Here is an 11,493-nt window from a genome sequence, read left to right on the forward strand (position 1 = left end):
CCATGCCGCCCAGATTGAGCCAAAGCCGGTTCAGCACAGCCTTGCGTTCCGCGTCGGAGAGCATCCCCCGCAGGCCGTGATGCACGATCTGCTCATGCGCCCAGACTTCAGCCACGCGCCCGGTATCTGAAATATTGTCCGCGACGAACCAAACCATACCCGACGCCGGGTCGTACACGCCTTCTATCTCTGAAAGGTTGTCGGCAAAAATCTTCCGCAGAGATTCGGGCAGTTCTTCCGCGCGCTGCACAACCTCCACAGGCGCGGCATGGGAAGCCCGCGCGTTCAGCTTATCGGCCACAGCCTTGACCGTTGCCGCCCTCAACTTTGCTATGCCTCTCCTGCGCGGCGGAAGGTATCGCTCAGGCATACGGGAAGCCATCGGCGCTTCGGCGCGCTTCGTCTGCTCAATGATCTGGCGCGCCACTTCCTTGTTGTTGTCGGCAATAAAACCATAACCCTGCCCGGACATGGCCTTCAGCACGTCGGCCGCCTGCCTGGCCGTCAGGTCGCGCAGCACCATGCTTTGTCCAGACTTCACAAAATCCCGTCTCGCCGCGCTCAGGATACCGCCATTCAAAAAGTATTGCGCGCCATCCTTTTTGGAGGCAGGCACGGAGATATGGTATCCGTCCTCGCCCCGCGTCATGGCAAAATTCTTGTCCTCGGTCTTGACGATACCGGCCCCTGGAGCAAGCCTGTCAAGGAACTGCATTGACTGCTCTGGTGTCATGGCCGTGTCCACAGCGTCAAGCAGCTCCTCCATGCTCTTGCCCCTGGGCATCATCAGCCCAGGGATGATATTGCCATCATGATCCTGAAACTGAATAACCTTCCCAACTTTCAGGCGTTCATACGCTGAAAGGATATTGCCCGTGGCAATATATACTTTCTCGCGGCTTTCGCTCTGCCCGCTGTCAAATGCCTTATAGGCTTCCGAAAGAGAAATCCCGTAAGCCTCAACCGTGGTCGCGCCTTCTTCTGACCTTCCCCTGGCAAGCTGTGTGAACGGGAAAATAATCCTTTTTGCCGCGTCGGCTATGGCAACGTCCATTTTCCACGAACTCAACGCGAGCGGATTTTCTATGCGCTCGTCGCGGTAGATGCCGATGACGACGCCGGGGATGTTTTGCTGCTCGCGTTCATTGTTGACCATCACCGGGTCGCCGATGCTGAACTGCCGTATAATGGACATGAAATCCGAGAATGCCGCCTCAAGCCGATCCTTATTGGCTTCCCTGCGATCTTCATCCTTGATGCGGGAAAGGCGCTCGTTTGCGTAGGCACGCATTTTTTTCTGTTCGGCATCCGTATCAACAGGTTTGGCCTTTTGCACAAACTCTTTCACCTTTGCGGAGCTGAACGGATGCCCCAGGCGCTTTACATCGTATGCGCCAACTTTGGCCGCAGCGGCAAAGGGCGATTTGGAGATATGCTCGTCAGTCTTTGCCGGCTGGATAACCTCCTCGTGTATCAGCCTCGCGTCCAGTGGGAGCGTTTTTGCTTCAAGGTCAAGCGTGCCCATGGCCTCGTGCTGGGCAATCATCGCATTGTATTCCGCCTCCAGAAGGGTATAGAGGCGCGCCTGGTCTTTCACGGGGAGCAGGGGAATATACCCTGTAAGCTTCTGCATGGCTCCGTCGGTATTGCTATCCTTGCCGAGCTTGAGCGGAGCGCCCATGCGCTCGTGAAGCTCAGGGTTCTCCGACATAACCTGCAAGGCGATGCGATCTCCGTATTTGTTTATGAAGTCGGGGATATTTTTGAACGATGCGTCGGAATCCTTGGCTGCCGTCGTGTTGGCGTTCAGGCTCGCCATTTTCTTTGCCAGGATGGCTGCCGGGCGCTTTTCGGCGGGGATGTCCGTGAAAAGCAGCTGATATTTCGGCGGCACAACCTGTCCCGTGCGGAAAATGCGGCCAAGCGTCTGCATGAACACGTCAATGTTCAGGTCGGGCTGCGCGATAATCATGGTACGGCGACGCTGATCCTTGAAATTCTCCGAGGCGTGCAGGCTTATGCCTGTGCTGCCTGAAGAGTTCAGAATAACCGCGTCCAGCTCGCCGCCATTAAAGTCTTTGATGACCTTGGCATGGCTCATGCTGGAGTTGTCCACTTTGGACAGCACGGGTTGCGTGCCGGAGTAGTCGATACCTGTTGTTCGTCCGGTAATTTCACCGACTTTGTACCCGCGCTGCCGCAGGCCATGCTCAATACTGTCAATGATGGACAGCGGCAGAACGTCCAGGCCGGATTCATTGATGATGTCACGCGCATGGTTGTAGAGCCCCAAGGCCTCCGTGCCCAGCTCCTCGTCAGTCAGCAGGCGTTGTTCAACGATGCTCCCCTTGCTGTCCTTCTTCGTGATCATGCGTGTCTTTTCAAGATAGCGCAGGTACATATCCCTGAAGGTCATGCTGACAGGGTCGCCGACCTTCACATCGTTGTCCCTGGTGAAATCATCAAGAGCAGCGCCCATGGTGTTGCTGAGCGTAATGACAGGCTTTTCCCCTCGCTTCAGAGCTGTGTCAGCGGCGTCCACAACGGCGTCAACCTTCTGGGCCAGCAGGCTTTGACTGATGAGGTTGTGCATCACGCTTGAGAAGTTGGTGGAGCTTATGGCGCTTTCGTTGGCGCTTCTGTTGTCGTATGCTGTGCCGCCGTGGTCCGCCTCGCTGTCCTTGATGTTCTTGAGGCTTTCCTGTTTGGCCCGGTCAAACTGCATGATGACGTGCAGGGCCTCGGCGCTGGCGTCGGCCCGCGTTGTATCCGTCTTCACGGATGCCGTTTCCACATCCGCGCCTTCCCAGGTACGCTCGCGGCGGATGTACTGCCCTGCCTCGGTCAGCTCTGCCGCAACAACCTGCTGCATGGGGATGCCGCCACGCGCAATAGCTTCTCCCAGCGTCTTGATGTCGTTGACGGCAAAGCGCATATCCGTCTTGGAGTACAAATCCATGAGATCAGGACGCTTGGCGTAGGTAGCTGAGGAATAAAACGTCCCGTTGGGGCAGCTGTTCAGCAACTTGCGGATGAACACCGAAAGAGGCTCCGGGGACGTGCTCTCTTTCTTCTTGGATCGTCTCGATCCTTCATCGGAAGCTCCGCCGTTGTGCGATTCGTCCAGAATGAAAATGGCGTTCGGAGCGATGTCCTGAAGGAATTTGCGGCGCGTCCCCTTCGGGTCGTTGCTCAACTGCCTGTAGGTTGTAAACACGGCGTCATAGTCGCCAAGGCCGTCTGCGGCCACCTGCGCCAGCAACTGGCCGTGTTTTGCGGTGCCTTTCGTTGTCAGTGTGCGCCCGTCAGGCAGCGGCACGGCTTCTTCGCCTGTCAATGAGGGATTTGTCGGCAACGGGTTGAAGCTGTCCATGCCGATGTCCGCAAGGTCGCGCACCATATCGGCATACAGTGTGTTGGAACAGGTAATGAAAACGGGCGTCTTGCCGTGCTGTTTGGCCCAGCGGATGATGCCGGCATTGACGCGGCCCTTGCCGATGCCGGTCTGGTCGCCGATAATGAAGCCTGCGCCATTTGCCAGGTTGTGGATTGCCAGGCCAAGAGCGTCAACCTGCTCGGCGGCGAAGTAGCTGCCAAGTTCCTCCGGCGTGTATCCGAGTTCCGTGGCAACGTAGCTGTCGATATTGCCGTGTTCCTTTTCCAACGCCTTCATGGCGTTGTCCACGGCAGTAACCATGTTCTTGGGAACGAGCGTTCCCATGGAGGGGAGAGAACTTGTTTTTTTGTAGGGGGCCTGAAACTCTGTAGCCTTCTGTTGTTTCTCCGGCCTTGTCTCGCGTGCTGGCTTTACCAGATCATCGCTGCCGCCATTGCCCAACTGCGAATGTCCATTGTCTCGACGTCCTCTTCCTCCACCGTTTCTATCGGTATCGGAAAGGTCTCCTTCACCTTGTACGCCTCTTGCATTTCCATCTTCTTCAATTCCAGGGCGAACAGGTGCGACAGCAGTTTGCTCTGAAGATTTTCGTCCGTCACCAGCAGGCGAAACGCCTCTGGATTCTTGTTGGCCAGTTCTTGAACGTTCGCCGTGTAAAGGCACAGATCCGCGCTGTTCAGTTCCCTTACCAGAAATTGCGCCGCCTCCATCCTCGCTTCGGCGTTCTCCTTCCTGCTCGCGTCCGGATCTTCTTCCAGCTCCATCAAGTGCAGCAGGTGCCTCGCCAGGAGTTCCCACAACTGGGTTTGCTCCGTTACCGTCCCCGCCTTCCAACCCTCCGGCGCGGGCAGAACTTCCGGTTCCCATCCTGGCATTGTCAGCTGTTCCCCTTTCCAGTCCTTGGGGATCGGTATCTTCAGCTCTTCTGTTCCCGGCCTGATTATCTGCACTGTGCTCATTGAACAGCCCCTCAAGTTCCTCAAAGGAAGAATACATACGCGGCAAGTTCGCGCCGGGGAATATCCGCCCGGCGCTGGCGCCGTTGGTATCCAAAACAATCACGTCAATGGGAAAGCTGGCCCCCTGGCGTGAGTATAGTTTACCATCAACCGAAAAATGATCCAACACATGATAATTGTTGAAAAGCCAGCCCCAAAACTTTGTTTGGGAGGCAGCCCGGTATTTTTGCTTGCGTGCGTCCTCGCCGCCCTGCTTGCCGCCGATGATGAGGACGGCGCGGCCCCTGCCCTTGTCTTTCAATGCCTGGAGAGACCGCACAACGATTGCCTGATCGATCTCCTTCGTGGCAAAGCCGTCAACGTCCATTTCCCGCGTGACGGTATGATTTTCATCCCAGACGCGCCCGAAGGGCGGATTTTCAATTACGGCATCCACTCTATAGGGCGGCCGGAAGTCGGTTGCATCCTGCTCTGTGACGGTAAAGCCCTGCGCGCGCAAGCGGCCCGCGCGTCCGGGGTTCAATTCATTGGCCGTCACAAGCCGGGGCGTTGCCTCAATGAGAAGTGCGCCGTTCCCGGCGGTAGGCTCATATACCGTCGTTTCCTTCCCGATCCCGGCCAGACGCGAGGCCAGGAACGCAATGGGGGTCGGCGTGCTGTACGCCTGTTGGGCAACGCTGGTGCTTGTCCGCGCTCCGAGGTTCGGTTGACGCTGATAGAGGCTGACCAGTTCCCGGAAAATTTCAACGTCGCTCTTCCCGCCGGCACGCATGTCTGTCACGGTCTTGCGCGCAGCCTTTACCGCGCCAAGCTCAATGGCCTCGTCAAGAGCCTTGGCGGCTTCCGTGCCGGGGAAGATTTTTCCGCCAAGAAGCCCGGCGGCCTCTTTCCGGGCCTCTACAATGGAGCCATAGGCGGCGCCAGACATGAGCCTGTCCGCGAAGTGTTCCGAGAGCGCAATGAGGTCTGGGCTATCCGCGCTCCCGTATTGCCCCTTCCTCCGCTCCGCCGTGCTCGCGGCTGGCGCGCCTTCGGGCTTGCCGTCGCCAGAGGGCGCGCTTTCTTCCTTGCGCTCCGCCCTCGGCGCAAGTCCCAAATACTTTTCACCCGCTTGTGCGGCGCCAAGGCCAATGCCCATGCCGCCAGTGGAAACCCTGGCGTGGGCGGCAAACTTTGCAAAGGATTCAACAAAGGCATTTTTCTTGGTGTTCAGCATCCTCAAGAACAGTTCTTGCGCCTGCTGTGAGTAGCGTTCAGAGGGCGCGGCCCCCTTCATCATGTCCTGCTGCGCCAGAAATGTTTCGGGCGCCTTCTGGGCGCTGGACTGAAATTCCGCCATGAGTTCAATGGCGTCGCGCACATGCTCTGTGATATTCCATTTTCCGCCCACGTTTTCGGCAATGAGCAGATAGGGAATGGCCGCGTCCAGCTTTCCAAGCACAGGAGTTGGCAGCGCGTTCAGCGCCTCATAGCTCCGCGCCACGCGTCCGCGCAGGGCTTGCTCCACGGCCTTCTTCCCTTCCGGGTTGAGCAGGCCGTCCCGGCCAACCAGGGCATTGCGTTCCGTGGCCTGTATTACCCCGTCGTCAATCAGCATTTCCACGACTTTGGCCGATTCGGGCTGATCAAAATAGTCCCGCAGGCTGTTGGCCTCAGACAAACCCCGGCCAAGCGCCTCAAGGGTTTTCCTTCCGAGCCTGTCCCCGCGTGATTTCCCGGCTGTGCGCGCGTTTTTGCTGTCCGTAAATGTGTCGTTGAGGGCGCTGACAAGAGCCTGCCTTTCGGCGTCGTCCATCTCGCGCTCCAGGCGCCGCACCAGTACCGGCCTTTTCATCCGGGCGATCATCTCCGGGTCAAGCCCCAGACTTTCGGCCTGCTCCACCAGGGCGCCCCTGTAAACTGACGCCCTTTCCGGAAATTTCTCATAGGCCATGCGTACAGACATGGCGCGGCCATTCCCGCCAAGAACATTGCCTTGACGGTCAATGACCGGCGCGCCGTGGTTGGCGTCAACGGATTCTATCAGGAATGCGGGATCGAGATTCTGCGCGTTGTTGAGAACCTTGGCCTGACTGGCCGGCTCGTCATGGTAGCGCCTCTCGTTTTCAAGCTGGTAGCGCGGATTCGGCTGAAAGCCTGCTTCCGGGATGTGGGACGACTGAACATCATCAGCTTCCAAAATTTCGTAACTGACGTGTTCATCCTGGCGGTTGGGGATTTTTATTGTTCGTCTGTTTCGTCCGGGTTGTATTCCCAATCCGGCCGGAGCCTTGGCAGATGGGCCTCTGCCTTCGTCAGCGCGTCCTCCGGCTCCCCTGGGCGCATGGCCAGCAGGCCGTTCAGGAGATCGTCCACCGTCGCCTTGCTGAGATCCGGGTATTCCCAGTCCATCTGGGCCTTGGTTTTCTTTGCCATTGCTCGCCTCCGTGAGTGGCTTGGCTGTGCCTGATTCTAGCATAGCCCCAATCCCCTGCAAAGGCGAAATTGTGGGCGCCGCCTGCTGGCTGGCGGGGGATCCATGGGCCCCATTCTGTGTTTGCGCGGCAGGCGCCGGCGCAGCCTCGTTGGCCGCATTTCGGGATGCCTTCCATTCATCTTCGAGGCGCGCATAGTACGACACGCCGAGCCTATCCACCGGCTGCCCATCCTTGCCCAGCGTGTACCACCAGCCATTATGCTTGACGTACACGTTGTCCTTGTCCACGGTGCCGTCCGGCGCCTCTTTGGGTTCCGGCGCTGCCTCTGGTGTCGCCTCCGGGGGGATCAGGCCCAGGCCTTCGGCCATGGCCGTTGTGTCGGCGCGCGGCGGCGTCTGAGTGTTGGTGATCTGGCCTTGTGTCGGGATGGGTTGTAGAGCGGCATGAGCGACGCCCTGTTCGTCCATGAACCCCAAACCCTGCATCCTGCCCCCGCCGTGGGCGAGTTGCGACCTGCCCCCGGCCCAACGTCCCTGGCCTGCGGACGGTTCCGCCTGCTGCGTATCCATCAGGCCGCCGATACCTTGAGCCATGCCGTGCCACGGGTAGCTCAACTGGCTCCTTCCGCCTGCCCATTGCCCCGGCCCAGCAGACGCACCCGACACCTGCGGAAGCGCCTGCCGGGCTTGGTAGGGCGTGGCAATCGGGCTTGGCTCATAATACTCGGTTGGCGTGGCAATCGGCCCAAGCCCCGTGTCATTGGTGCCCATTGCCTGCGCGCCCGTGCCTTCGGGCAGTCCAAACATGCGGATGCCCTGGGCCATGCCGGAGGCGTCCTGCGGCAGTTGCAAGAGGTCTATGGTGCTTCCGGCTTCCAGCGCCTGAAGCATGGGCGTGTAGCGCACAGAGGGGGCGCGCCCCTGCTCAATAAGGAAGTCGGCGGCGGCCGCCACATCAATGGAATCGGGCTTTTTCAGATCGGTTCGCAGGTGGTCAAAGCCACGGGCGGCCGCCTCCCGGTTCCACATTTCTTCGCTCATGCGGGGGGCTTCCGCCTTCCACGTCGGGCCGGACAAGCCGGCCGCTAGCTCTTCCTCCGTGAATGGCGCTGCCTGGGAGGAAACCGTTTCCGGCCGTGCCTGTTCGCCGGGGTTGATTGCATTGCTCGCGGCTTCATCCGAGCGGCGGCGCATCCGGTTGGCAACAAGGTCGGCGGCCTTCTTGCCCCCGGCCATGAGCATTGTCTGCCAGAATGTTGCGGGGGCTTGCTCCTTGAACGCCTCCACGACGGTAGGAGCCTTGTCACGGAGGCCAAGCCGCGCCTCAACGTCACCCGCCCCCCAGCCTGAGAAAGTTTCTTCGGCCTGCTCTTCCACATGCAGACCGGTGAAACGCTTGACGGCATTGCCGATACCGTTCTTCAAAACCTTGGAGCCGAGCGGCCCAAGCAGCTTGGCCATGAAAAGGTCGCTCAGGGCTTGTGTGCCTGCTTCCCAAAACCCAAGCTCCGTGGCCTCGGCGTCAAATTCGGCGGTAATGCGATCCCATTCCTCCTGGGTTGGCATCCTGCCAAGCGCCTTCTCTGCTTCGCCCAACATCCGCCGGAAGAAGTCTTCCCTGGTGGCCCGGTAGGCAAAGGCGCCGGATGCGGCCATGCCTGCCGCTCCCGCAACACCAGGCCCGGCAGGGAGCGCGGCTGCGCCTGCGCCAAGGCTCGCGCCCATGGTCGCAACACCGTATGGCAATGAGATCATGGCCTCCGGGATGCCCTCAAAGGTCTTGCCCTGGTACTTGCGGACGTATTCTTCATTTTCCCGTTCCCGCTGCGCGCGGCGCTCAAGCTCCGCCCTGTCCGTCACGTCAATGTCGCCGCCGCCCCAGGCGTCGCGCACCGTGTCAACGATGCCGCCGGGGAGCATGCCGATCCCCTCAAGGATTGCTTCGCCGCTGCTGGCGAGCTTGGAGAGGAAGCCAGGCTCCTCCTGCTGCGCTTCCTGCGGGGCCTTGTTCCCGTTGAAATCTACCCCCGTGAAATCAAGGAGCAGGGAGGAGTAGTCGGTATTCGTCGGGCGGTTGGCGGGTTGTCTGGACATTATCAATCTCCGGCTATCGGTTTGAATCTCGACTACGGGAGGTAGTTCAGGTCGTCCTCTTCCGCATAGGTGGAGCCGCCTGCCGACCTCCTGAAAGTGCCAATGCCCTGCATGAGGTGGTATGCGGCTTCATTCGGGTCACGCTTTTCAGGCTGTGCGCCCTTGCCGTCCGCATGGGCCGCCTTCAATATGCGGCCATGCGAGGCGGGCGCGGCCTTTGCCTCTCCACCCGGCGCCCCGCCTGCGGGGGATCCATGGGCCCCGTTTTGTGCCTGCGGGGCAGCGGCGTTGGGCTGAGGCTGCCCCATATGCGCCATGACATACTTTTCCGCCTGCTCGCGGCTCGCCCCCTGCTGCATTGCCATTTTCACGTTGTCATCAAAAGCGGCAATGGCGGCATGGGGAGTCAATCCTGTTTGCCGGACGATGCCTTCAAGGAACGCCGCCGTACCGTAGTCCGTGACCTTTTCACCCGTCTCCGGGTCGGTTCTGGTGGCGTATTTGTTCAGGATGGAAATATCGCCGGAGGAAAGACTGTACCTGCCGCCGCCTCCTCCTGCACCTCTGCCGGCGCCCTTTGCCCGGTACGGAGTAAGCCCGGCGCTCATAACGCCATTGATCCCATCAAATACGCCAAGCTGCTTTCCGTTCTTGCCGTAGGCGATAAGGCGCGGCCCTGCGGCGTAGTCGTCGATGGGGTTCTGAATGACGCCCACACCGGCCAACCGCCCGCTTGCATCGTAGAGCGGGATCTGCTTTTTCGGGTCAAGCCTGTTCTCGGCGTTGCCCATCATGGTTCCCCAATACGAGCGCCGCGCTGCGGCGTTGAACGCCTCATTGAACGGCTGCGGCCGCATTGAGACGCCCCGCAGGATCGTCTGCTCGCCCCGCAGGATGTTGTTCATCTCGTTGAACGCCTGCTCTGGCGTTATGGTGCGCCCGGTGGCCGTCCAGCCCCCGGCCTCGTCCGATCTGAACATCTCCTTGAAATTTCCTTGCCCATCCACCTCAAGGCGGTAGGGCAGAGGGGAGATTGCAACAAGGTTTTGCATGGCAGGCATGAATTTCTGCATGTCGCCGGATTTCCAGGCGTCGCTCACCCCCATGGCCTGCAAGCGCCACTCCTGATAGGCTTTGTCCGCCGCCGCATCCATGCCCTTGAGCATTTCCAGATAGCCTTTCTGGCTATTGGCCCTGTCCTGCATAAACTGGCCGAGCGCCTGGCTATGGTGGTAGTCCTGCATGTCGGGGTTGTTCTGAATGGCCGCGAGGCCGCCCTCTGCGAACGCCTTGTCTATGTTGTCGTAGGCGTCCCGGAGCTTGTACTTGTCGTACATCCCCCACAAATCATCAGCCGTGTCTGCGATTGCGCTGACGGCACGCGCTCCTTTGTAGAGATCATCCCAAAAATTCTCGTCCCGCTTGTGGATCACTGTCATCTGCTTCTGTTGAGAAGCCGCCGCATGAGTGGCGGAACTCATGGCCTGCTGTGCCATTTGCGGCATATTCGCGCCGGCCCTGCTATAAAGTGTCATGTGCGCCCTCCAGAGCATTTTTTGATTGAAAATATCTATTTTCAATCACTGCGCTGCCATCATTTCGCGTCCAGAGCGCGGTCTGGACGCTCATTCGGCGCGGGCGACAGCTAACGCTGTCGCCAGAGCGTTCAGCTCATTTCATGAGCAAAACGCTCTAGAAAAAGAAAGATGCAAGAGCGCCGATGCCCGCGCCGATCAGCGTGCCCACGCCAGGGACGGCTGACCCCGCCGCCGCTCCCGCTGCGGCGCCTCCGGCCGCGCCACCTGCGGCGCCCGCCATGGACGCCCCGGCAATGCCGCCGAGGTAGGCGCCGCCCGCCGCGCCGACTACGCCACCGACGGCTGCGCCTGTATCGCCGGCAATGGCCTGGCCGAGCTCCCTGCCGGCATAGCCACCGGCGACACCGCCAATGGCCGGCCCGACCACGGGGCCCATGGTTGTCAAACCCTGCGGCGCCGTGCCGGCGGCTGTCTGCCCGGCCGCCTGGGCCGCGCTATTGGAACACTCCCCAAGAGCCTGCGCGGCAATATCCTCAGACATTCCGGCCAGGGAATTCTTGCCCGCCTCCGCCGCTGCGCTGGCCCCATTCTGGGCGACCTGCGCCCCGGTGTTGAGTTGGACGGCGCCCGCTGCGGCATTGTTCGCGGCCTGTGCAGCCTGTACGGCCCCCTGTGTGGGCGCCGCTCCTGCCCCGGCCTTCGCCGCCTGGGTGGCCGCATCCGGGGCGCCAAGGCCCTTTATCCAGTCAACCCCGCGATTTCCGTAATTCCAAAGCTGCTCCCCGGCGCCCACAATGCTGATTCCCTGCGCCAGAACTTGCCCGGCGGTTGGCCGTGGAGCCTCAATTTCCGTGCGCGGGCCTTCCCTTGTCTGCTTCCCCATGGTTGCCGCCGCGCCCTGCATCTGGCTGCTGGCGTCGGCAAACGGATTCTGTGGTCTATAGAGTGGCATATGGCCCCCCTAGCTCTTCATGAAGCCGATCCCCTGCAAAATGCCGTTTTGGGCATTGAGGGCAGAGGCTTTCATGAGGCGGTCAAAGTTCTCCCGCTCGGCGCCCACGCGCGCCTGCGTCCTCGCGCCGGCAAGCT

General features: G+C 60.3%; 3 protein-coding genes. All 3 read right to left on the reverse strand.

The window, feature by feature from the left end:
• Window positions 1-8,866: strawberry notch C-terminal domain-containing protein (locus G7Y51_RS12055; RefSeq protein WP_165177824.1), on the reverse strand; the 8,866-nt coding region annotated here is incomplete at its 3' end.
• Window positions 8,867-8,898: 32 nt separating this feature from the next.
• Window positions 8,899-10,401: a hypothetical protein gene (locus G7Y51_RS12060; protein WP_165177826.1), complete on the reverse strand. Its 1,503-nt coding sequence runs from the start codon at window positions 10,399-10,401 to the stop codon at window positions 8,899-8,901.
• Between the two features lie 157 nt (window positions 10,402-10,558).
• Entirely contained in the window at window positions 10,559-11,356 is a 798-nt protein-coding gene (locus G7Y51_RS12065; RefSeq protein ID WP_165177828.1) for a hypothetical protein, read from the reverse strand.
• Window positions 11,357-11,493 lie beyond the last annotated feature (137 nt).

Origin of the sequence: Desulfovibrio sp. ZJ369, from assembly GCF_011039085.1 — a bacterium.
Classification (GTDB): Bacteria; Desulfobacterota; Desulfovibrionia; order Desulfovibrionales; family Desulfovibrionaceae; genus Desulfovibrio.

Excerpts from the sequence above, each read along its gene's own strand:
- G7Y51_RS12060 (WP_165177826.1), bottom strand. The coding sequence starts at position 10,401 with ATGACACTTTATAGCAGGGCCGGCGCGAATATGCCGCAAATGGCACAG.
- G7Y51_RS12065 (WP_165177828.1), bottom strand. The coding sequence starts at position 11,356 with ATGCCACTCTATAGACCACAGAATCCGTTTGCCGACGCCAGCAGCCAG.